Source organism: Rhodomicrobium sp. (genome assembly GCF_047605405.1).
GTDB classification, from domain to species: Bacteria; Pseudomonadota; Alphaproteobacteria; order Rhizobiales; family Rhodomicrobiaceae; genus Rhodomicrobium; species Rhodomicrobium lacus.
Map to the genome: position 1 here is coordinate 1 of NZ_JASGFR010000010.1, position 23052 is coordinate 23052.

The window sequence follows — 23052 nt, forward strand, 5'->3', positions numbered from 1 at the left end:
CGATCTTCGAACCGGTCAGCGCGTGAAACGGAGCGGAACCGAGAGGGTGATCGACCCGCGCGCCATTTCCGCTGGCGGCGCGGGCACGGGAGAGGCGCGCTTCGCAAGAGAGACGGCCTCAGCGTCAAGCTGGGAACTGCCGGACGAACGGATGAGGCGCGCCCACAGAACACGGCCTTGCCTGTCTATGGCGAAAGCGACCGAGGCCGTGCCGTTCGATGCGCCGCCCGGATGACGCTTGTGGCGGTTCAGATGACCGACAACCGCGCTTCGCCATGAGGCGGCGGACGCCGAGGATGAGACGCCTGCGGACGGCGCCGCGTTTACGGCGGCATGCCTCGTCTTGTCCGGGCGCGGCGCGGCTGCGGCGCGAGCGGTCGATTTCACCCGATGCGGCTTCTGCTCCTCCGCTTTCTTTTCAATCGGCTTTTCGACCGGCTTTTCTGGTTGCGGCTCCTGCCGCGCCCGTTCGAGAACGGCCACGGCCTTCTCGAACTCGGGAAGTCTGGTCTCTTGCGGCACCGGCTCTTCTTCCGGCTTGGGCTCGCTGGTCTCCTGTTCGGGCGAAGCTTCCGATTCCGCGCCCGTAGCGACGTCACGCACCGGCGTCTCCGGGGCGGCCACGATCGGCGCGAGTTCGACCATGACCGCGCCAGCGGAATCGCTCGATGCAGGCGCCGCCTCCTCAGGCTGCCAGAGGATGACTAAAGCCGCGCAGGCATAGAGCGTCGCGGCAGCCGCAGCGGCGGCCGCCCAGCGCATGGCGTCGGTCCGACGCTCGTCCATGTTGCCAGTCGCGTAGTCCAACGCCCAATCTGCTGAGGTCATGGCTTCGCGCCACCCGTTTCCACCGCCTGCGCGCTCGCCTGCGGCGCGGCCTCGAGTCCAACGAGCCCGATTTTCAGATAGCCGGCGTTCCGAAGCAGGTTCATCGCTTCCATGAGGGAGCCGTAGTCCACGCTCTTGTCTGCGCGCACGAAAACGCGTTGTTCGGTGTCGCCCTTCGTCTTGGCGTCGAGCGCGGCCTTGATCGCCTCACGCCGGACGGGATCGTTGCCGATGGAGAGGGAGAGGTCTGCCTTCACCGTAACGAAAAGCGGTTCGGACGGCCTTGGCTTCGGTTGCGCATTCGACACCGGCAGATCGACCGGCACATCTACCGTGGAGAGCGGCGCGGCGACCATGAAGATGATCAGCAGCACCAGCATCACGTCGATCAGCGGCGTGACGTTTATCTCGTGGTTTTCCTCTATGCCGTCGCTCGGCTCCCGCTTCAAACTTCCGGCCATGGCGCTACTCCGCCGCCGCCTTGACGCGAGGTCTGGCCACGCATCTCGCATCGAGATCGAAGCTCACCAGCCTTTCGACCTCTGCCGATGCGTCGGCGAGAAGCTGGCGGTAGTCGGTGATCTGCCGCGCGAAAGCGTTGTAGACGACCACGGCGGGGATCGCGGCAACAAGGCCGAGCGCGGTTGCGAGCAGCGCTTCCGCGATGCCGGGGGCGACCACGGCCAGGTTGGTGGTTTGCGCTTTCGAGATGCCGATGAAGGCGTTCATGATGCCCCAGACGGTGCCGAACAGTCCCACGAACGGTGCAACCGAGCCGATGGTGGCCACGATGCCGATGCCGGACATGACACGCCGGGCCGCGCGTGCCTCCGCGCGGGACAAGCGGGATGCGACCCGCTCCTTGACGCCGTCCTTGTCGGGCTCTCCTAGCGTCGTGGAGCGCTGAACCTCTCGGGCTGCCTCGGCGACGATGACCGCGCCCGGGCCTTTCGCTTCCGCTACCGCGTCCAATGCCCCGCTGAGGCTTCGCGCATCTTCGAGAACAGCGATTGTTCCTTTCAGGCGTCGACGCGCCGTCCAAAGCTCCGCCGTTTTCGCGAAGAACACCGTCCATGTGAGAAACGAGGCGAGCAGCAGCGCAATCATCACCGTTTTCACGACCATGTCGGCGGCATGGAACATTCCCAGCGGCGACAACTCGTGCGGAAGCTGCCTGCCGATCGCCTTCTCGCTCGCCGGAGGTGGCAGCGGGTCGGATTGGGAGAATGCGAGAGGCGGCGGCGCCTCCACGGTTGCTCCCGCTTCGGCCTGCGCGGCTTGTGGCGCTTGCTCTTCGACCTTCGCTTCGGCTGTGAGCGGCGCGGCTTGCGACGGTTGGCCCTCGACGGTTGGCGCCGCTCCCGTTTGAACCGCTTGCTGCGGTTGCGTCTCTGCGGTCGTCTCTCCGCCCGAAGCAGTTTGCGGCGGCTGTGCGCTGCCCTCCTGGCCGAAAACCGGGCTCATCGCTATCAGAAGCGTGGCCATCACAGCAACTATGGCATACACCATCTGCAGGCACCGCGTCGTCGCCTCCGACTGCATCCGTTCTCCCTCATGTCGTGAGATGCACTTCGCGCGACTGTCTTGCCGTATTAGAAGATTGCCCAAGCGCGCTTCGAGACAATAAGCGCGCATCGCGATACAATCAATCAATATAGTTTGTAATTATTATAGGTTTAGTTCGCTGTTGGAGGCAGAGACAACACATGTTGCCGGATTGGCAAGAAAAGCCTCCCAAAAAACCAACAGCCGGCGGATGAGCCGCCGGCTTTATATCGCTTATCTTTTCGCTCGCGTGGCTACCACTTCACGGTCCAGCTCACTGCACCCTTGAAGTTGATGCCCTTCTCGTAGACATCCGCGGCGATCAACTGATAGGCCTTGTCGGTGACGTTATCGATGCCGAGGTCTACACGAAGTCCTTTCAATGGCCCTTCGGTCGGCTCGATCACGGCGAACAGGTCAACGAGGTTATAGGCGTCGCGGTAGGCCGTCGCCGCATCCGCGCGCGTAAACTTGTCGGCGAAGGTGAAGCGCGTGCCGAGGCGCGTCCAGTATTCCGGCAGCTTCACGCCGGCGGTGAGGATCACCTTGTCGGGCTGGAGCGCGCCCACATACGCATCGGTATCCGCATCGCGGCCGGTCATGGTCGCCCACGAAGCGCTGCCAAAAAACCGCGCGCTGTCATAGGCGAGCGCGATTTCCGCGCCCGAAAGGATGGCGTGGTCGGTGTTGAAGAACCGGGTATAGCACCCGCCTCGACCGGTGAAGCAGCCCATGTCACTTGCGCCGCCGACACCCGCACCCACGATCTCCTGATTGATGTAGTCGTGAGCGTCCATGTGCCAGTAGGAGCCCTTTAGCTTCACGGCGTCGCCCTTTGCCACGACATCGGTGAACTCGAAGCCAGCGCCGACTTCCCCGGTTTCCGCGGTCTGCGGCTTGAGGTCGGGATTCGGGATGAACGTGTTGCAGACGGGGCCCATGCAGAAATGGTTCCCCATGGCGTAAAGCTCATTGTAGTCCGGCGCACGAAAGGCGCTTCCGTAATTGCCGAACAGCAGGAACCACGGCACCGGCTTGTATGCGGCTGCGATCTTCGGCGAGAACGCCTCGTCGGAGAAGTCCTCCTCGCCGCTCGCCTCCATCGAAAACGAGTCGAAGCGCGCGCTCGGGGTCAGCGTAAGCTCGCCCGGAAGCGACGCTGGCCGAAGCATCTTGATTTCAGCCTGCACGAAGGTGCCGGTATAGTCGGCTTCAGCACTCGGGATCGAGGAGATATTGTTCCCGTACTGCCAGCCCACGGGAAGGCTGTCCGCGCCCGCCTGCTTGTCCCTGTGGTAGTCGACGCCGTAGGTGAACGTCACCTTGGTCTGCCAGTCGTTCAACTCGAACCACGAGCGGTTGTCGGCCTTCACGCCAATCGTTTCGACATCGCGCGACTGATACCGAGTACTGTTATAGTAATTCTCGGTCACCTTGTTCTGCGCCCAGTAGGCGAGAAAATTGCCGTTGAACCACTGACTGCCTTCCGGCGCATAGCTGAGCTTGCCCGATAAGGTATCGCTCAGGATGCCGCGCTTGACGAGCAGGTTCGATGAACTGACTTCGCCGTTGTCTTGCGGATTCGCGGGCGTGACGCCGTCGTCGCCGAAATGGACCCAGGTCGCGGTTGCCTTGAGGTCCGGCGTCACCTGCGCCGTGCCCTTCGCCAGCGCGGACTTGATGTTGTCCTTGTTGCTGAGGTCGTCGCCATTGCCAAGCTCGATCGACCCCATGCGCCGATAGGTGAAGCTGCCGATGGTTTCGAACTTGCCGTCCTCGGTCCGCGCGAAACCCGTGGTCGTGAGGATCGGCTGACCGTCCGCCGTCTGGAAGCCGACCTTGACGCGCGCGCCCGCCGTTTCGCCCGCTTCCAGAAGATCGCTCGCGTCGATGGTGGTCATCGCGATCACGCCGCCGAGCGCCCCCGAGCCGTAGAGCGATGAATTCGGCCCCTTCACCACTTCGACGCGCTTCAGCAGATCCGGGTCGACGAAAAGGCGACCGTCATGCCCGGACTGGAACGTCTGCGGCACGCCGTCGACGAGAATGAGGACGTCCTCACCGTCGAAGCCGCGAATGTTGGGCGTCTGCCCGCTCATGCGCGCGCCGCCATTCACGAACACGCCGGGGACGTTCTTCAGCGTCTCGGCCACTGTCGAGGCTTGCTCGGTCTGGATCTGATCGCGATCCACTACGTCCACTTGCCCGGGATAGTCGAACGTCGCGATCGGATTGAGAGTCGCGAAGATCGAAATCTCGTCGAGTTCGACGCGTTGCCCCGCTTCATCTTGCGAAAACGCAGACGCGGAAAGAAGAGTGGACGCGGAAAGCGCCACTGCAGCGGCGTAAGCCGCTCTGCTGCCCCATAACATTCAACAACCCCATCAAGTGCCAAATTGCCCGGCACAAGAGTGAGATAACAAAAAAGGCGGCGCAAGCCTAAAAAAGAGTCCATTTTCAGTTATTCATCATGTGTGTCGAATATATTTAGAATATTTCGTGATATAGATACGCATAATCATTCTTAGAATAATTGCAATCGCTAGATTTCTTCCTATGGCGGTTTTAAAGTTATAATTAGTCTAAATATATACAAATGTTGTTGCTGTATTAATCGGCGTAGTCTAGCGTTTTACTTAAGCTGGAGCCTCGCACTCTCATGCCCGCTCGACTGATTGAAGCGGGACAAGCATCTGCGCGCCAGCGTCGGGCCAGTTGAGGGGAGGGACCATGAAACGCACGCCGCCGCACGCCGAAAAAACAAGCTTATCCGGGCATGCGCGCAGCGACGCGCCACCTCACCATGGCGCAGGCCATTCCCATGCAGCCAATACCAGCGCGGGGCATCCGGCCCCCAAGCCGGGCCATCCGGGAGGTCATCCCGGCGGCCACCCCATGTCCGCGCCGAAAACCATCGACGCTTTTTTGGTGCCGGCGGGGCGCGATCCTCTGACAGAGGCGTTTTCCGGCCGTGAGTTTTCTCCGCCATGGCGCGGCAGTGTCGCCATCGATCCCGCTGAAGCAGGCAGCGCGGTCGCCCGAGCCTTCGCAACGCCCCGCTCCGAACCGGCCGCCGTTTATATCAATGTGCCCTACTGCCAGAGCCGCTGCCTGTTCTGCGGGTTTTTCCAGAACGTATGGCGGCCCGAGCTTTCGGATGCGTTCGTGGACGATGTCGTCGCCGAAATGGAGGAAATGGCCGCGACGCCGTTGGTTTCGACCGCGCCCATCGAGTCTGTCTATCTCGGCGGCGGCACACCGAGCGCGCTTCTGACGGCTCCGCTGGCGCGTCTCATCGCGAATATGCTCCGCCTGCTCCCGCTCGAACCTGAGTGTGAAATCACCGTGGAGGGCCGCGCTTACGGCTTCGGTCTTGAAAAGGCGGTCGCGGCATTCGACGCGGGTGCCAACCGCGTCTCGCTTGGCGTTCAGACCTTCGACACGGCTGTACGCCGCCGTCTTGGACGAAAGCTCGACGGCGCGGAAACGCTCGCCTTCCTGAACGATCTCGCCGCGCTCGACCGCGCCAGCATCGTGTGCGATCTCATGTACGGACTGCCCGGTCAATCGCGCGAAATCTGGCGGCGCGATATCGAAACCGTCGCGGCCAGCCGCATCGATGGCGTGACGCTCTACGCGCTGAATGTGTTTCGCGGCGGCCCGCTCGCGAAGTCCATCGCGGACGAGAAGCTGCCCCCCGCCGGCTCCGTGGGCGAGCAGGCGCAGATGTATGCCGAAGCCGCGGAATTCCTCGTGGCGGAAGGGTTCAAGCAGGTATCGCAGTCGCATTTCGCGCGGGGCGACCGCGAGCGGAACCGCTATAACAGCGGCATCAAGCGCGGCGTGCCCTGCATTCCGTTCGGCCCCGGCGCGGGCGGGCAGGCGCATGGCGTCCGCTGGAGCAATCTCGTCAGCATCGAAGAACGCAGGGCCGCGAAGGCGGAGGGGCAGGCCCCGATCGCGGGCGCATCGCGCATGCCGGCGGCCTATGCTGCGCAAGCCGCCATCACGGCGGGGCTCGAAACAGGCTCACTCGCCATCGCCGCAGTGGAGGCGGTCGCGCCCGGTTTCGCGCGCACAGTCGCGCCGCTTCTCGACAATTGGGCGGCCGCAGGGCTGGGAAGCATCGACGGCGGCACTTTCCGCACGACGCGCGCGGGCACCTTCTGGATCACCAACCTGACCGGCGGTCTTTACGCCGCGCTCGATGCCATTCGGCATGAAGCCACAGCAACGGAGGAAATCGCATGACCCAGACACAAACCGGCTTTGCCTCGAAAGAAGAAGCGCTGGCGGCACTCGCCGCGCGTCTCGAAACGAACCCGGACGGCGTCATCGAAGCACTGGCGGAGGCGCACGGCGTGAGCGTGGTCGAAGCGATGCAGCTTCTGCCGCGCGTTAACTGCGCCTTCGCGCCCGCGTCTGCCTTCGACGACGTCATGAACGAACTCTCCGAATGGGGCGACCTGACAGTTGTGGTTCACACGAAGAACCTCGTTCTCGAATGCCGGGGACCGCTTCCGAAGGGAGAGTACGGGCGCGGCTTCTTCAACCTGCATGGCAAAAGTCCCATCGGCGGGCATATCAAGGCGTCGCGTTGTGCCTGCATCGCGTTCGTGCGCCGGCCGTTCATGGGCAAGGAAAGCTGCGGCGTGCAATTCTTCGATGTCGACGGCGAAGCCATGTTCAAGGTGTTCGTGGGGCGGCTTGCGGACTATTCGCTCAACCCGGAGCAGGTGGCGAAATTCGAGGATCTGAAGGCGCGGCTGAGCAAGTGAGTGCCGCCAGCCGCGTCAAATCGGGTCCGATTTGACGCGGCTCGCTCTTGCGTCCGTTCCGGTCCGGTTGAACGACCTGATCGGAATTCTTTTCATGAGGAGAGCGCATCCGCTTTCGATTCGATAAGAAGCGGAGGTGCTCTTTTTTTGTGCGTGCCTTTCAGAAAACCGCGTCACTTTTCCGGACGCGGCGTGCGTAGGACCGTCGCGGACTGGCCCGACGCTAAATTTTACAGGTAACTTTTCCCTACGCGCGCGCGGCCGTCTTGCCGATCAAGGTGCAGCGAGGCTTGCCCTTTGGCTTTAACGCTTTGATTTAAAAGGCGTTTATGGCCAATTTAGCCCCTAATTTATGGTGCGTGGTACGACACCTGCGACACGTTTATGGTACGGCCTCCGCGTACCATGATTTATACCACAACGCAATTTCACTGGACGGGCGGCAAAATTACCGATTGTCGAGTAAATATGAGCGTAATCAGGTACATAGAGAGCTTGCGCAGCCCATGTTTCACCAACCGGAGGTGTTTGCTAAGCGCTTGATTTTGCTCATTCGGGTGGTAAGTGGTGGGCGCGGCAGGACTCGAACCTGCAACCAAGCGGTTATGAGCCGCTAGCTCTGACCATTGAGCTACACGCCCTATGCGAGACGTTCTTCGTCGCGAAGCCTACGGAAACTTAATCGGCGGCACAGCTAACGCTACCCGACGCAAAGTCTCATATGCGTTGCGGTTTCGATTCTTAGCGAAGAAAGCACCATGAGAAAAGCACTCCTTGTTCCTTTAGCGGCCTTTGCGGTGGCGTTTTCGACAGCAGCATCGGCAGAGCCGCAGGAATTGAGCATTCCCGCGCAGAGAACGTCGACGATCGAGGTGTCGGGCTCGGGCAGCGTGCAGGTCAAGCCGGACATCGCGGTGATCCGCATCGGCGTTGCGACCGAAGACGCCAACGCGGAATCGGCCGTCGCCAGGAACAGCGCGTCCACCGCGAAGGTGCTGTCCGAAATCGCGGCGGCGGGGATCGAGAAGACGGATTTGCAGACCGCGCAATTCTCCCTCTATCCGCAGACGCAGGCGGCCAGTTCATCGGCAAAGGAAAGGGGCGGCACCACCATTTTCCGCGCCTCCAACACGGTGAGCGTGACCGTGCGCAAACTCGAACGGCTGGCTGAAATCCTCGGCAAAGCCGTCGCTGCGGGTTCCAACCAGATTTCGGGACCGGACTTCATCGTGTCGGAGCCCGAAAAGCATCTCGGCGAGGCCCGCCGCAAGGCGGTGGAGCAGGCACTCGCGAAGGCGAATACCTATGCGGAAGCGGCCGGGCTGAAGCTCGGCACCGTGCTTTCCATCACGGAAGAGGGCGGTGCATCGCCCGTGCCGGTTTTCCGGGCTTCATACGCGAAGGCGCAGTCCGTGCCGGTCGAAAGCGGCGAGGAAACGCTTTCGGCGCAGGTGCGCATCGTGATCGAACTCGTCAAACCGTAGCGGAGACGACGGCGCCGAGCGGCCGCCGTCTTTCGCCTATCTTCCGAAGATGAGATGCCATGCTGCGGGAATCAGCAGCGCCGACGCGAGCGCGTTCAGCCCCATCGCAAGCCCGGCGAACGCGCCCGCGACCTCGTTCACCTGAAGCGCGCGCGCCGTGCCGATGCCGTGCGAGGCCGTGCCCATCGCGAGACCGCGCGCTGCCCAATCCCTGATGCCAAGCGCGTTCAGGAGCGGCGCGCCCAGCATCGCGCCGGTGATGCCGGTCAGGATGACGAACATCGCCGTCAGCGTCGGCAGGCCGCCGATCTGCTCGGTGATACCCATCGCGACAGGGGTCGTCACGGATTTCGGGGCCATCGAGACGAAGGAATCGCGCGTGCCGCCGAGCACCCAGGTGATGAAGACCGCACTCGCCGCCGCCGTTATCGAGCCGACGGTCAGGCTGACCGTCACCGCGAGCGCCGACTTCCGCACCCGCGCGACCTGACGGTATAGCGGGATCGCGAGCGCTACCGTCGCCGGGCCGAGCAGGAAGTGCACGAACTGCGCGCCCTGGAAATAGGTCTGGTAGCTCGTATGCGTCAGGAGCAGGATCGTGACCAGAATGATGATCGCGATCAGCACCGGGTTGAAGATGGGATTGAACTTCCGCCAGCGATAGACGGCGTAACCCGCCTGATAGGCGACGAGCGTCAGCGCGAGATGCAGGAGCGGGCTCGCGGAGAGGTAAACCCAGATGTCTGCGATACTGGTCATGGCCGCGCCTCGGGCTCTGACGCGGCGGGCTTCGGCCCCGGAGCGGTCCCGGATGGCTTGCGCGAGAGCCACGCCATGAGCGCTGCCGTTACGGCGATGGTGAGAAGCGTACTCAGGACGAGCGAGGCCCCGATGGGAAGCAGGTCGTGTTGAAGAACGCCGAAGTGCAGCATGACGCCCGCGCCGGCCGGGACGAACAGCAGCGACAGGTTCGACAGGAGACCTTCAGCGGTTTTCGCCAGCCCGTCAGGCACGCGTCGGTAGATGACCAGCGCGAGAAACAGCAGCACCATTCCGCACACGGGGCCCGGCACGGGCAGCTTCGTCGCCGCCGAAAGGATTTCTCCAGCGAGCTGGAAAACAACGAGGACGGTGAACCATTCGACCATGGCAAGGCTCCTGTCGGCAGGATTTTCCGGCGGGAAGGGTAAGCACAACTTCAGGGCGCGGTTCAAAGACTAATTTCCGGGGGAATACCTCACGCCCGCCCAATTCATGATAAAAAGGCTGTTCATCACTCGGGTGTGAATTTGGGTTCGGGAAGTCGCCGCGGCGGGCGATGGGGCTTGGGACTGCATGAATGGGCAGGAGACGCGGGCGCTGTTCGACATGGGCCGCGCGGCCTGGAACGACTGGGCTTCGCAGGTTCTGAAATCGAAAGCGAACTTTCAAGAAGCAGGGACGCTTTCGCTGAACTGGTTCGGCGAGGGCGACAACGATGAAACGCGCCTCTGGCTCAAGGTGGCGAAGGCCGATTTTGCGAATGAGCGTTTTGAAGATGCCGTCGATTTCGAGGGCTTCATCTTCCCCGGTCCGGTCAACCTCGCAGGGGCGGTGTTCGAGCGTCCGGTTTCGTTCGCGGGCGCGGAATTCGGGCTTTCCGTCGCTTTTGCACGCGCGCATTTTCAAGGAGACGCTACCTTCAAGGCGGCGAAGTTTTCCGGGCAGGCGGTTTTCGATGACGCGCTTTTCGACGGCGTGGCCGATTTCGAGCGCGCGGAGTTCCTGCAGGAGAAGAACGGCCCGCTTAGTCACGGCGTGAAATTCCAGCGGGCTCGCTTCACGGGAAAGGCCGATTTCCGGTCGAGCCTGATAACCGGCAGCGCCGACTTCTCGAAGGCGCAGTTTGCCGCCGCCGCGCGGTTCGACGAGGCGCGCCTGCTGTCAGACACGCTGTTCGAGGGAGCGGTTTTTTCCGGCTCGGCAGGGTTCCACGCGGCGCAGTTTCTTGGCAATGCCGGGTTTGCGGAGGCGCAGTTCACGGGCGATGCGCGTTTCGCCGAAGCCGCCTTCAAGGGTGAGGTGCTGTTCGATCGCTGCCAGTTCTGGAACGACGTGTCGTTTCGCGATGCTCGTTTCGATAGGCCCGCATCTTTCGTGGACATGCGCGCGGAAGGCAAGGCGCGCTTCAGCGGCGCGAAATTCGCGCTCGACGCGACATTTACCGACGCGCGCTTTTCGGGCGAGGGCGATTTTTCGGCCGCCGAGTTCGGCGCTCCCGCGATTTTCCGGCAGTCCGGATTTCCGGGCGGCGTGACCTTCGCGAACGCGCGTTTTCTCAGTCAGTCGGATTTCGCGGGCTTCAGCGTTGGCAAGACATCCACTTTCGCTGAAAGCAGGTTCGAAGGCGAGGCGGTGTTTCGCGAGGCCCGTTTTGAAGCGCCGGTTTCGTTTGCCTCTGCCGTATTTCTTGCGAACGCGGATTTCAGCGCCGCGCAGAGCCGCGTTGCGTTCGTGCTCGCGCGAGCGAATTTCAAAGCCGTGCCTAATTTCCTCGAAGCGAATTTCCACGAGCCGCCCCGTCTCGACAACATGACGGTGGCCGATCCGCTGAAGCGTTTCCACTCGTGGAAGAAGGCGGGCATTTCGGATCCGCGCGGGCCGTTCTTCAAGGCCGCGAAGGTCTGCGCGGACGCGGATGCTTCCGCGAAGTTCCGCCGTCTCAAGAAGCTGGCGTCGGAGGCGCAGGATCTGCCCCGCGAGCAAGAGTTCTTCGCGCAGGAGTTTCGCTGCCGGAGGTTCTGGAGCGACAGACCGTTCGGCGCGGGCGTCGGCCGCTTCTGGCTGGGCTATCTTTACGGCGGCGTTGCGAATTTCGGCCGCTCGCTTTTGAGACCGGCGGCTCTGTGGGGGCTGTCGGTCCTGGTGTTCGCGTGCTTCTACCTTATCGCGCGGGGAAGCGCAGCGTCGCTCCTGAAGTGGCCGCCCGCCGCAATAGGTTCGCCCTGCGCGAGCGGCGCCTCGAACCCGATCCTCGAAGCGCTGTATCTCTCGTTCAGAAGCGCGTTCCTGCAAATCGACTGGCACGATTCGATAAACGCGCGCCGCGTCTTCGGCTGCCTCTATGGCGTCGAGGCAGGTGGAACGCCCATCATGCCGCTCGTCGTATCCTCACTGGCGCTGTGTCAGGCGATCCTGAGCGCGGCGCTCATCTTTCTTTTCCTGCTCGCGCTGAGAAATCTGCTCAAGGTCCGCTGAGAACTCGGCGACGAAAAAAGGGCGGCACATGGCCGCCCTGCCGGATAGGAACATACGCGTCGTTGTTAATGCCGCCGCCAGCGCAGATATTCGTCGAGGCGCACGATGTTCGCTTCGAGCGACATCGGCGTTTCCATCATTGAAGACGACGCCACGGCCCGCGCGAGTGCGGGTTCTCTCACCGGCGTAAACGCCATGCGGGGCAGCGGCACCGACGCGCGCCAGAGCGCCGAGAAGCTCGCGATCGCTTCGGTGAGCACAAGCGGTGTGCAATCTTCCACGCGGTCGATCGCGCTGCGCGAATCTTCCGAGCGGCGCATGGAATCGCCCGTCCAGCAGAGTGTGCGGCCCAGCGTCAACCGCTCGTGCGCATCGAGAAGCGCGCGGTTCTTGGCCCAGCGAACGATGATTTCGGGGGCTCGGCCGCAGGCGTTGGCGAGCGAGCGCACGAAGGACTCAAGTTCGTCGGCGGGCGCGATCTGCGCGAAGATGACATTGACTTCGACGGAGCGCGGCTGGAAGCGGGCGAGGTTCAACGCCAGCGCCTTCGCACAGGGAGAAACGGGGGAACGCGCTATCAGAGTGACGGTTCGCTGCACCTCGTCGGCCTCCTGCTTGAGGCTAAGGCCGTAAACGTCGAAATAGGCGTCGAAACGGCTGGCCGCTCCGAGCAGCCCTTCGTGGGTAGCGTCGTAATCTGACATAAAGCTCATGGTTTGATCCAGTGATGCAGCATGGGACGGGCAAATCGGTCTGGCATCATTGGTAAACGGCTAAGGTTAAATATCGCTTGCGAGCGGGCCGTTTGTACTGGAAAAAGCCATCACGGATTATTATGGTTACTGAAGGGTGAAGTAATCCTAAGTATTGCGTGAAGCCGAGGCGAAAGCGAAAAGGTGCCCGCGCCCGGCCTTTTATGCCGCCGAAACAACGCCCTCGCCTTGCCCGGCGGCTTCAACGGCGGCGACGATCTCGGCCACGACGCCGCTGATGAGCGTCTGGTCCTCGCCCTGCGCCATGACGCGGATTAACGGCTCGGTGCCCGATTTGCGGATGAGGAGCCGCCCGGCCCTTCCGAGGCGCTTTTCCTGCGCGGCGATGACCGCCTTGACCGCCTCGCTTTCGAGCGGGCTCCTGCCGGAGAAGCGAAGGTTTTTCAGAAGCTGCGGCACCGGTTCGAAGCGGCGGCACACCTCGCTGACCGGCTTGCCGCTCTGAATCACGACGCTCAGCACCTGAAGCGCGGTTACGAGGCCGTCGCCCGTGGTAGTGAAGTCAGACAGCACGACATGGCCCGACTGCTCGCCGCCGACATTGTAATTGCCGCGCCGCATGGCCTCGACCACGTATCGGTCGCCGACCTTGGTGCGAACCAACGAGAGATCGAGCTTCTCGAAATAGCGCTCCAGGCCGAGATTGGACATCACCGTCGCCACTACGCCGCCGCCGCGCAGCCGCCCCGATTCGCGGAAATTTTCTCCGATGACGGCGAGGATCTGGTCGCCGTCGACGAGCTGGCCATTTTCATCCGAAATGATGACGCGGTCGGCGTCGCCGTCGAGTGCTATTCCGATATGCGCGCCCGTCTCGAGAACCTTGCGGCAGATGTGGTCGGGCACCGTCGAGCCGCATTCGCGGTTGATGTTGCGGCCGTCCGGCGCGATCCCCAGCGCAACCACCTCGGCGCCGAGTTCCCATAGCGCAGCGGGGGCGACGCGATAGGCGGCTCCGTTCGCGCAGTCGATGACGATCTTGAGGCCTGAGAGGCTGATGCTGCGGTCGAGGGTGCGTTTGGCGAATTCGATGTATCGGTCGACAATGCCGTCGATGCGCCGGGACTTGCCGATGTGGTCCGGTTCGGCGAGCAGGCGGTCGATGTCGCCGAACACCTCGGCCTCGATTTCGGCTTCCACCTCGTCCGAGAGCTTGTAGCCGTCGGGGCCGAACAGCTTGATGCCGTTATCCTGGTAAGCGTTGTGCGATGCCGAGATCATCACGCCGAGGTCGGCGCGAAGCGAGCGCACGAGCATGGCGACGGCGGGCGTCGGTATGGGGCCGAGTTGCACCACGTCCATGCCAACCGAGGTGAAGCCGGAAACGAGCGCGTTCTCGATGGTATAGCCGGAGAGCCGGGTGTCCTTGCCAATCACCACGCGGTGGCGGCGACCGCCATTCGTGAACATATGACCGGCCGCCATGCCCACCTTCAATGCAATCTCAGCCGTCATCGGCCAGGTGTTTGCCTGCCCGCGAATGCCGTCCGTGCCGAAGAGTTTTTGCCGCATGTCCATTCCCGGTAAGTCAGTTTGGCCGCCGTCAACAAAGACAGACTTGCGCTTAAATCGGATAAAGATTTTCGCTTCAGGCTACGTCTGTCAGCTCAACATTATATTTGAATATTTGACGGAATTGAGCCTGTTTGTTCCAGAATTGCATGAATACCGACAGGCGGTGTCTTGCATACAATCCGAAGCCGCTTCCCGCAAGCGTCTCGCCGGCATGGCAGCCACCCGGCCCCTTGCCTTATGGATCACGGCCGTTGAGCCAGCGCCAGATCGCAAGCGCCTGCGCGGTGGCGCCGACATTATGCATCCGCAGAATCTGCACGCCCCGCGAGGCGGCGTCGAGGGCCGCTGCGACGCTTGCGGCGTCGATGTCGGCTGAAAGCTCGACAGCGGCCACGCGCCGGAGCGACCGCTTGCGCGATGTGCCGACAAGCAGCGGCACGCCGAGGCCGTGGAACAGCGCGATGCTGCGGAGCAGGGCTGCGTTGTGATCGAGCGTCTTGCCGAAACCGATCCCCGGGTCGACGACGATTTTCGCTCTGTCTATTCCCGCCGCGACGGCAGCTTCGATCCGCGCTTCGAGCCAGTCGAACACTTCGAGCACAACGTCGGAATAAGTCGGCGCGTCCTGCATCGTTTTCGGATCGCCCTGCGCATGCATCAGGACAACGGGTCTGCCGAGTTCTGCTGCCGTTGACAGGCTGTCGCTGGCAAAGGTGAGGGCGGCAACGTCATTGACAAGGTCGAGCCGCGCGCCCGCCGCAGCACGCATGACGTCCGGCCGGCGCGTATCGACCGAAACGGGTGTCTGCCAGGCGGTCAGCCCTTCGAGCACGGGGAGGATGCGGCGCACCTCTTCCTCGACGTCCACCGGATCCGAGCCCGGCCGCGTCGATTCCCCGCCGACATCGATGAAGTCGGCGCCCTGGCTTACGAGATCCGCCGCATGCGCCAGCGCTGCATCCGTACCGAAATGCTGGCCGCCGTCGGAGAAGCTGTCCGGTGTGACGTTCAGAATGCCCATGATGCGCGGGCCGTCCATCGGCACGCCCGCTATGTCGGACCGAGGCGCGGTAAGGCGCGCGAGCAGGTCTTTCGCCCGCGGTTCGCTCAATTGCGAAAGGGCCGCTGCGCGCAGGAAGATGTTGCGAATGCGGCCAGCCCCGCCCTCCTGAAGGCGCGCGGCCGAAAACGCGATACGCGGGCTACCCGCAAGCGGCAACGCCTCTCCCGCCGCGATCGCCTGCCGCGCTACCTCGCCGTAAAGAAAGCCGGTTGGTTCCAGATAAAGTCCGGGCATCTCATCTCCAGAGCGTGAAACGGTCGCGCTGTTGGCGGCTGGTGGAAGCTCCACTAGAATCATGATGTTGCTGGTAATCCTTTCGATTCCGGCATTTGCTCGCAAGGGTGCTGCAAACGGATGCAAATGTCGGAATCGGACCACTAGGGGCAGATTTCGCGAAGCTTCTGAACGGCGGCAGGCGCCCCTTCGAGCGAATAGTGGTCCGTCGTGGCCGTACCCTTCGCGGACGTGGCCTTGACCGTCATCGGCCCGCCCATGGCCATCGCCGAAAGCAGCCTGCGCTCTTCGGCCGGGTCTCTCGCATAGGCCTTGTCGTCGAGCGCATAGAGCGCGAAGGATTGGCCGCCGAGCGTGATCGTGGTCTGCGCATTCGCCTTCATGGCGTAGCCCTGCCGCACGCTGACCTCATTATAGATCCCGTCCTTCTGCCACGAGCTGATGTAGAAAATGACGGACGTGCGCTTCGCCGTCTTCGGCTGCATGTCGGTTGGCGCGCTCGCGGCGAAACAGATACGGCCTTCGGGGCTGTCATGCAGGAAGACATTCCATTCCCCGATTTTCTCGACGAGCTTCGCCTTCACATCGGGAACGGGAGCGGGCGCCGGCTTTTTGGCGGGCACTGGCTTCGGCTTGGGCTTCGGTGCCGCCGCCGGGCGCGGCGGCTGGGTCGGGTCCGGCACTGCTGACGGTCCTTGCGGCAGCGTCTGCGGAATTTGCTGCACCTGAACTTGTTGAGCGACCGCGCCCGACGAGATCGCGGCGACGGACAGAAGCGGAAGGATCAGATGGCGCCGCATGAAAATTCCCGTTTGAAAAGCCATAGTTGGCAAGCCAAAACCTTAAGCAGAACCCAGGTCATCGGTCCACGGAAAGCCTGCCTTGGCGCGGCTGGAGCGCCTTTGCGGGTGCGTCCATCCGATCCGGGAACGAGCCGAGGCTTCGCACGCGGTCGTACATCACGATTGCTCCCGCGGTGCCGACGTTGATGCAGAATGCGGTCGGAATTTTGATCACGTGATCGCAGCGGGCGAGCACCTCGTCCGACAGCACGCCGAGTTCCGGGCCGAGCACATAGGCCGCGTGGAGCGGATGCTTGAACGCAGGCAGATCGGTGGCGCCTTCGATCAGTTCGACACCGACGAGTTTGCAGCGCAGCGGCAGCGCCATCTCCGCCACGTTCGCCCAGTGATAGACCGGCAGGTGGTCCACCGTTTTCGACGTGTCGGATTTTGCATCGAAGGCCCTCTCGTGCGCGCCGATGGTAAAAAAGAAGTTGGCGCCGAAAGCATGAGCGGAACGCATCAGCGCGCCGAGGTTCATCGGCTTCGAGATCCGTTCGGCTCCGATGGCGAAATATCCGCGCATGCTATAGCTTCGTTCGGGAAGTGCCATGCGATGAGGTAGGCGATGAAGGCTGTGCTGTGCAAGTCTCTCGAAGGACCGGACGCACTTGAAATGGCGGACCTGCCCGACGCGATACCGGGTCCGGGCGAGGTCGCAGTTCAAGTTACAGCGGTTGCGCTTAATTTTTTCGATACGCTGATCACGCGCGGAAAATATCAGACGAAGCCGGCGCTGCCGTTCTCGCCCGGCGGCGAGGTCGTGGGGCGCGTGATCGCTACGGGGGCGGGCGTCGAGGATTTTGCGGAAGGCGAGCGCGTGCTCGCCTATGTCGGCTATGGCGGATGCCGTGAGCAGGCCATCGCCCCGGCGGCGCGCACCGTCGTCGTGCCGGACGGCATCGCCGACGAAGAGGCGGCATCCATTCCCATCGCCTACGGCACGGCGCTGCACGGCCTCGAAGATCGCGGACAGGTTCGCGAGGGCGATGCGGTGCTTGTGCTGGGCGCAACGGGAGGCGCGGGCCTTGCGGCGGTGGAGGTGGCGGCGGCGCTCGGTGCGGAGGTAATCGCGGCGGGCACGTCCGACGAAAAGCTCAAGCTGTGTGCTGATCGCGGCGCGGCGCATCTTCTGAACCTGAACGGCGCCGACGTGAAGGAGGCCGTGCGGGCCCTTCGCGGCGGCAAGGGGCCGGACGTGATCTATGACTGCATCGGTGGCCCGTATGCCGAACCGGCGCTGCGCGGCATCGCCTGGGGCGGGCGCTATCTCGTCATCGGCTTCGCGGCGGGCGACATTCCGAAAATCCCGCTGAACCTCGTGCTCTTGAAGGGCTGCGATGTTCGGGGCGTGTTTTTCGGCCGTCACATCGACACCCATCCGGCAGCGTTCCGCGTTCAGATGGCGAAGCTGCTCGACTGGTGCGCGGAGGGAAAAATCCGCCCGCATATCGACCGCATTTTCAGCCTCGACGAAACGAAGGATGCGATCAAGGCGCTGGACGCGCGGACGATCAAGGGCAAGATCGTCGTGAAGCCGTGAGGGAAAAACGGGGGCAGCAGGATGAATGAAGACACCGATCTAGGGGCGACGAAGGTGAGCCGCCCGGTTGCCGAGCCGAAGCATATCTTCGTCTACGGCACATTGATGCGCGCAAGCCGCAGTCCCTATGCGCGCCTTCTCGAAACGCGCGCCCGTTTTGTCGGCGAAGCGTCTGTACGGGGGCGGCTTTACAATCTCGGGCGTTTTCCGGGGGCGGTGTTCGACGAGGCGGCGCGGACCCGCGTTTTCGGCGAGGTGTTCCGGCTGAATGGGGGGGCGGTGCTTGCGGCGCTCGACGCTTACGAAGGCTGCGCGGGCGTCGGCACCAAGCCCGACCAGTTCTATCGCACCGTGATCGAGGTACGGCTTCATCGCGGCGGCCCGCTGGCGGTATGGGTCTATCCTTACGCGGGCAAGGTCGACTTCCGCCCGCTCGTCGCGTCGGGCCGCTTCCCGCTGTAACGGAAGCGTGCGGTTTTGCGCCAATCCGTGCGGCTTGGCGCGACCGGCGCGGGCATGATAGACCACCCGTCAACCTTTCCACGCAAATCAGCAGAGACCGGCCATGACAGAAGACGTCTCCCCGTCCGCAACGCGCACCGAAACCGACACCTTCGGCCCCATCGACGTGCCCGCCAACCATTACTGGGGCGCGCAGACGCAGCGTAGCCTCGGCAATTTCAAGATCGGCGGCGAGCGCATGCCCATTCCGCTGGTGCACGCTCTCGGCATCGTGAAGAAGGCGGCGGCGAAGACGAATCTCGCGCTCGGCAATCTGGAGCAGCCCTTGCACGACGCCATCGTGACGGCGGCGGAAGAAGTCATATCCGGCAAGCTCGATGCGGAATTTCCGCTCGTCGTCTGGCAGACGGGATCCGGCACGCAGTCGAACATGAACGCGAACGAGGTGATCTCGAACCGCGCGATCGAACTGCTCGGCGGCGAGAAAGGCTCGAAGAAGCCGGTTCACCCGAACGACCATGTGAACCGCTCGCAATCCTCGAACGACACCTTCCCCACCGCGATGCGCATTGCCGCCGCCGTGCAGGTAAACGAGGCGCTGCTGCCCGCGCTCGACCATCTGGCCAGCGCCATCGAGGCGAAGGCGGAAGAGTTCAAGGACATCATCAAGATCGGCCGCACGCATCTTCAGGATGCGACGCCGGTTACGCTCGGGCAGGAGTTTTCGGGCTACGCGACGCAGCTGCGCTTCGGCATCGAGCGCGTGAAGGCCACGCTGCCGCGCCTCTATTTCCTCGCGCAGGGCGGCACGGCGGTGGGCACCGGCCTCAACACGCCCATCGGTTTCGCCGAGAAGTTCGCGGACGAAGTGGCTAGAGAAACGGGCCTGCCGTTCGTCACCGCGCCGAACAAGTTCGAGGCGCTGGCGTCGAACGACGCCGAAGTCGAGCTTTCGGGCGCGCTCAATGTGCTTGCGACGAGCCTGTTCAAGATCGCGAGCGACATCCGCCTCATGGGCTCCGGCCCGCGCTCCGGCATCGCCGAAATCTCGCTGCCCGAGAACGAGCCGGGCTCGTCCATCATGCCGGGCAAGGTGAACCCGACGCAGTGCGAGGCGCTCACCATGGTCTGCGCGCAGGTGTTCGGCAACAACGTGGCGATCACTGTCGCGGGCAGCCAGGGCCATTTCGAGCTGAACGTCTACAAGCCCGTCATCATTTACAATCTGCTCCAGTCGATCCGGCTGATCGCCGACGCGGCGGTGAGCTTCACCGACCATTGCGTCGTCGGCATCGAGCCGAATCGTGCGCGCATCGAAGACCTGCTGGAGCGTTCGCTGATGCTCGTAACCGCGCTCGCGCCGAAGATCGGCTACGACAAGGCCGCCAAGATCGCGAAGACGGCGCACAAGAACGGCACGACGCTTCGCGAGGAAGCGCTGGCGCTCGGCTACATCTCCGAGGAAGACTTCAACGCTCTGATGAAGCCGGAACTGATGATCAAGCCCGGCGTGTGACGAGCGGCGACGGGCGAGGCCGGGATTTCCCGGCCTTCCTTTTTGGGATCGTTCGGCGAAGCGGGTTGCCCATGAGGAAAGTCATCGCGCGCGGAAAAGCCGGAAGCAGCGGCAGGGAGCCCGGCGTGCGGCCCAGTGGCGATGCGGTCCAGAGTGCGGATGCAGGCTCCGAGCGTGCCGCGTTCGACCCCGCGCTTGCCTTGCCAAAAAAGCGCTCCCTCGCCATCGCGGGGCACCGCACGTCCATCACGCTCGAAGATGCCTTCTGGCGGGAACTCAAGGCCTCGGCGGAAGAACAGGGGCGCACGGTCGCGACACTCGTCGCCGAGATCGACGCGGCGCGCGGACCAGCGGGCCTTTCCGCTGCCATCCGGGTCTGGCTTCTCGAAAGATCGAATGAACGCGCGCCGCGACCGGAGTAACAAGCGCCGCGCTTGGCATGGGCCGCAAATAATGCGCCTCACAGGGCCATTCGACTGAAAGTGCAGAATCGATCAAAAAAGCCCCGCAGCACGGGGCTTCATGATCATTTCGTGCGCCGTCAAGCCGCCGCCTTACCCGCGTCGGCGAACTCCGGGATCTGGTCGAAATTCATGTAGCGGTAGACGTCACCGGAGGCTTTGTTCACGGCCTCGACGTGCTCCAGATATTCCGCGAGCGTCGGGATGCGTCCGAGAAGCGCGCCCACCGCCGCAAGCTCCGCCGACGAGAGATAGACCCGCGTGTCGATGCCGAGCCGGTTGGGGAAGTTGCGCGTCGAGGTGGAAAGCGCCGTCGAGCCTTTGCGGATCTGCGCCTGATTGCCCATGCAGAGCGAGCAGCCGGGCATTTCCATCCGCGCGCCGGACTTGCCGAGCACTGAATAATAGCCCTCTTCGGTCAGGATGCGCGCGTCCATCTTGGTCGGGGGCGCGATCCACAGCCGCGTCGGGATGTCGGATTTGCCCGCGAGGATCTTCCCCGCCGCGCGGAAGTGGCCGATGTTCGTCATGCACGAACCGATGAACACTTCGTCGATGGTGTCGCCAGCCACCTCGGACAGCGTCTTGACGTCGTCCGGGTCGTTCGGGCAGGCGAGGATCGGTTCCTTGATGTCGGCAAGGTCGATCTCGAACACGGCGGCGTAGTCCGCGTCCGCGTCCGGCTCGATGAGGTGCGGCGCGGCGATCCACGCCTCCATCGCGGCGATGCGGCGCTGCAAGCTGCGCGCGTCCTCATAGCCGTTCGCGATCATCCACCGCATCAGCGCGATGTTCGAGCGCATGTATTCGATGATCGGCTCCTTGTTGAGCCGCACGGTACACGCCGCCGCCGATCGCTCCGCCGATGCGTCGGTCAGCTCGAACGCCTGTTCCACCTTCAGATCCGGCAGCCCCTCGATTTCGAGGATGCGGCCGTTGAAGACGTTCTTCTTGCCCTTCTTCTCGACGGTGAGCGCGCCCGCCTTGATCGCCGCCAGCGGGATCGCATTCACGAGGTCGCGCAGCGTGATGCCGGGCTGTAGCTTGCCCTTGAAGCGCACGAGCACACTTTCCGGCATGTCGAGCGGCATGACGCCCGTCGCGGCAGCGAACGCCACGAGGCCCGAGCCCGCCGGGAACGAAATGCCGATCGGAAAGCGTGTATGGCTGTCGCCGCCGGTGCCGACCGTGTCGGGCAGAAGCAGGCGGTTCAGCCACGAATGGATGACGCCGTCGCCGGGGCGCAGGGATGCGCCGCCGCGTGTGGCGATGAAGCCCGGCAATTCGCGGTGCGTCGTCACGTCGACCGGCTTCGGATAGGCCGCCGTGTGGCAGAAGGACTGCATGACGAGATCCGCGGAGAAGCCGAGGCAGGCGAGATCCTTCAGCTCGTCGCGCGTCATCGGGCCGGTGGTGTCCTGACTGCCGACCGTCGTCATCTTCGGCTCGCAATAGGTGCCGGGGCGAATGCCCTTGCCTTCCGGCAGACCGCAGGCGCGGCCGACGATCTTCTGGGCGAGCGTGAAGCCCTTGCCGGTGTCGTGCGGCACGGCGGGCAGCCGGAACAGCGTCGATGCCGGAAGCCCGAGCGCCTCGCGCGCCTTCGCGGTGAGCCCGCGCCCGATGATGAGCGGGATGCGGCCGCCCGCGCGCACCTCGTCGAAGATCACGTCGGACTTCACCTTGAATTCCGCGATGACCTCGCCGCCTTTCAGCGCCTTGCCCTCATAGGGGCGAAGCTCGACCACGTCGCCCATGTCCATCTTCGACACGTCGAGTTCGATCGGCAGCGCGCCCGCATCTTCCATCGTGTTGTAGAAGATCGGCGCGATCTTCGTTCCGAGGCAGACGCCGCCGAAGCGCTTGTTCGGCACGTAGGGAATGTCTTCGCCCGTGAACCACAAGACCGAATTCGTCGCGGATTTGCGCGACGAACCGGTGCCGACCACATCGCCGACATACGCAACCGGGTTCCCCTTGGCGATGAGCGCCGCAAGCTGCTTGACGGGTCCGCGCGCGCCGGGTTCGTCCGGTTCGATGCCGGGGCGCGGGTTCTTCAGCATTGCGAGCGCGTGGAGGGGGATGTCGGGGCGAGTCGAGGCGTCGGGCGCGGGCGACAGGTCGTCCGTGTTCGTCTCGCCATTCACCTTGAACACGGTGACGGTGAGCGAGGCAGGCACTTCGGGGCGCGACGTGAACCACTCCGCGTCCGCCCAGCTCTGGATCACGACTTTCGCGTTGGCGTTGCCGCGATCCGCCCGCTCCTTCACGTCGTGGAAATAGTCGAACACGAGCAGCGTCTTCTTGAGGCCATCGGCGGCCACCGCGCCGACTTCGGCATCGTCGAGAAGCTCGATCAGAGGCTTGACGTTGAAGCCGCCGAGCATGGTTCCGAGAAGCTCAGTAGCCCGCGCGCGCGAAATAAGCGCGTTCGCTTCCTCGCCCCTCGCGATGGCGGAGAGGAACGCCGCCTTCACCTTCGCCGCATCGTCCACGCCCGCCGGGACGCGGTACGTTATGAGATCGAGAAGAAACGCTTCCTCGCCCGCAGGCGGATTGCGCAGCAGCGCGACGAGGTCTTCTGTCTGCTGGCGACTGAGCGGCAGCGCGGGAATGCCGAGCGCGGCGCGTTCGGCGGCGTGGGCACGGTAGGCTTCAAGCATGGTGTAGTCCTTGGAGGTCGGCGGCGGCGCGTTGTCTTTTTGAGGCAAGCGGCGTCATGAGGCAAGCGACACTGGAATCGTTTCAGGGTAGGCGAACCTGCCTTCCCT

At 63.4% G+C, this 23052-nt stretch carries 20 protein-coding genes and 1 tRNA gene; 8 read left to right on the forward strand and 13 right to left on the reverse strand.

The features are described from left to right. Positions 1–15 precede the first annotated feature (15 nt). The 4 genes from QM659_RS05785 to QM659_RS05800 all read right to left on the reverse strand — a co-directional run bounded on the left by QM659_RS05785 (position 16) and on the right by QM659_RS05800 (position 4745). The gene (locus QM659_RS05785) at positions 16–828 is read right to left on the reverse strand and encodes an energy transducer TonB family protein (RefSeq protein WP_415187703.1); all 813 of its coding nucleotides are present in this window, start codon (positions 826–828) and stop codon (positions 16–18) included. Continuing rightward, complete coding sequence (exbD, locus tag QM659_RS05790; RefSeq protein ID WP_127077035.1) at positions 825–1289, reverse strand: TonB system transport protein ExbD; 465 nt, start codon at positions 1287–1289, stop codon at positions 825–827. Before exbD ends, QM659_RS05785 begins: the two co-directional genes overlap by 4 nt. Before the next feature lie 4 nt (positions 1290–1293). Further along, a complete protein-coding gene (gene exbB, locus QM659_RS05795; protein ID WP_415187704.1) occupies positions 1294–2370 on the reverse strand; it encodes a tonB-system energizer ExbB in 1077 nt (358 codons plus the stop codon). A 257-nt stretch (positions 2371–2627) separates the two neighbouring features. Beyond that, positions 2628–4745, reverse strand: a complete 2118-nt coding sequence (locus QM659_RS05800; RefSeq protein ID WP_415187705.1) for a TonB-dependent hemoglobin/transferrin/lactoferrin family receptor — start codon at positions 4743–4745, stop codon at positions 2628–2630. Positions 4746–5268: 523 nt separating this feature from the next. Here QM659_RS05800 and hutW point away from each other — a divergent pair. Both hutW and hutX read left to right on the forward strand, forming a co-directional pair. Next, on the forward strand, positions 5269–6624 hold the full coding sequence (hutW, locus tag QM659_RS05805; RefSeq protein ID WP_415187706.1) for a heme anaerobic degradation radical SAM methyltransferase ChuW/HutW: 1356 nt from the start codon (positions 5269–5271) through the stop codon (positions 6622–6624). After that, positions 6621–7151: a heme utilization cystosolic carrier protein HutX gene (hutX, locus tag QM659_RS05810; RefSeq protein ID WP_303484171.1), complete on the forward strand. Its 531-nt coding sequence runs from the start codon at positions 6621–6623 to the stop codon at positions 7149–7151. Before hutW ends, hutX begins: the two co-directional genes overlap by 4 nt. 565 nt (positions 7152–7716) lie before the next feature. On the opposite strand, the gene QM659_RS05815 is transcribed toward hutX, so the two are convergent. Next, a tRNA-Ile gene (locus tag QM659_RS05815) sits at positions 7717–7792 on the reverse strand. A 117-nt stretch (positions 7793–7909) separates the two neighbouring features. On the opposite strand from QM659_RS05815, the gene QM659_RS05820 reads away from it, so the two are divergent. Further along, positions 7910–8635 (forward strand): SIMPL domain-containing protein, encoded by a 726-nt coding sequence (locus QM659_RS05820; RefSeq protein ID WP_415187707.1) that lies wholly within the window; start codon positions 7910–7912, stop codon positions 8633–8635. 36 nt (positions 8636–8671) lie between these two features. Here the strand turns inward: QM659_RS05820 and QM659_RS05825 are convergent, their stop codons facing one another. Together QM659_RS05825 and QM659_RS05830 are read right to left on the reverse strand one after the other, a co-directional pair. Continuing rightward, positions 8672–9394, reverse strand: coding sequence for an LrgB family protein (locus QM659_RS05825; protein WP_415187708.1), 723 nt, complete (start codon positions 9392–9394; stop codon positions 8672–8674). Continuing rightward, positions 9391–9783 carry a CidA/LrgA family protein gene (locus tag QM659_RS05830; RefSeq protein ID WP_415187709.1) on the reverse strand — a complete coding sequence of 131 codons (393 nt, stop codon included), beginning with the start codon at positions 9781–9783 and terminating at the stop codon, positions 9391–9393. The genes QM659_RS05825 and QM659_RS05830 overlap by 4 nt, the downstream gene beginning before the upstream one ends. 187 nt (positions 9784–9970) lie before the next feature. Between QM659_RS05830 and QM659_RS05835 the strand changes: the two genes are divergently transcribed. Further along, on the forward strand, positions 9971–11872 hold the full coding sequence (locus tag QM659_RS05835; protein WP_415187710.1) for a pentapeptide repeat-containing protein: 1902 nt from the start codon (positions 9971–9973) through the stop codon (positions 11870–11872). A gap of 65 nt (positions 11873–11937) precedes the next feature. Here the strand turns inward: QM659_RS05835 and QM659_RS05840 are convergent, their stop codons facing one another. The 5 genes from QM659_RS05840 to QM659_RS05860 form a co-directional block, all read right to left on the reverse strand. Beyond that, a complete protein-coding gene (locus tag QM659_RS05840; RefSeq protein WP_127077027.1) occupies positions 11938–12585 on the reverse strand; it encodes a hypothetical protein in 648 nt (215 codons plus the stop codon). 201 nt (positions 12586–12786) lie between these two features. After that, complete coding sequence (gene glmM / locus QM659_RS05845) at positions 12787–14157, reverse strand: phosphoglucosamine mutase (RefSeq protein WP_303484181.1); 1371 nt, start codon at positions 14155–14157, stop codon at positions 12787–12789. Positions 14158–14395: 238 nt separating this feature from the next. Beyond that, a complete protein-coding gene (gene folP / locus QM659_RS05850; RefSeq protein WP_415187711.1) occupies positions 14396–15457 on the reverse strand; it encodes a dihydropteroate synthase in 1062 nt (353 codons plus the stop codon). 143 nt (positions 15458–15600) lie between these two features. Next, complete coding sequence (locus QM659_RS05855; protein WP_303484185.1) at positions 15601–16257, reverse strand: invasion associated locus B family protein; 657 nt, start codon at positions 16255–16257, stop codon at positions 15601–15603. 58 nt (positions 16258–16315) lie between these two features. Next, positions 16316–16825, reverse strand: coding sequence for an RNA methyltransferase (locus tag QM659_RS05860; protein WP_127077023.1), 510 nt, complete (start codon positions 16823–16825; stop codon positions 16316–16318). Between the two features lie 42 nt (positions 16826–16867). On the opposite strand from QM659_RS05860, the gene QM659_RS05865 reads away from it, so the two are divergent. From QM659_RS05865 to QM659_RS05880, 4 genes are all read left to right on the forward strand, one after another. Next, a complete protein-coding gene (locus QM659_RS05865) occupies positions 16868–17842 on the forward strand; it encodes an NADPH:quinone oxidoreductase family protein (RefSeq protein ID WP_415187712.1) in 975 nt (324 codons plus the stop codon). Between the two features lie 21 nt (positions 17843–17863). Beyond that, entirely contained in the window at positions 17864–18304 is a 441-nt protein-coding gene (locus QM659_RS05870) for a gamma-glutamylcyclotransferase family protein (protein ID WP_415187713.1), read from the forward strand. Positions 18305–18407: 103 nt separating this feature from the next. Then, positions 18408–19820 carry a class II fumarate hydratase gene (gene fumC, locus QM659_RS05875; protein ID WP_415187714.1) on the forward strand — a complete coding sequence of 471 codons (1413 nt, stop codon included), beginning with the start codon at positions 18408–18410 and terminating at the stop codon, positions 19818–19820. 71 nt (positions 19821–19891) lie between these two features. After that, on the forward strand, positions 19892–20242 hold the full coding sequence (locus QM659_RS05880; protein WP_415187715.1) for a ribbon-helix-helix domain-containing protein: 351 nt from the start codon (positions 19892–19894) through the stop codon (positions 20240–20242). 119 nt (positions 20243–20361) lie between these two features. Here QM659_RS05880 and acnB read toward each other — a convergent pair whose 3' ends face one another. After that, a complete protein-coding gene (gene acnB / locus QM659_RS05885; RefSeq protein WP_415187716.1) occupies positions 20362–22992 on the reverse strand; it encodes a bifunctional aconitate hydratase 2/2-methylisocitrate dehydratase in 2631 nt (876 codons plus the stop codon). Positions 22993–23052 lie beyond the last annotated feature (60 nt).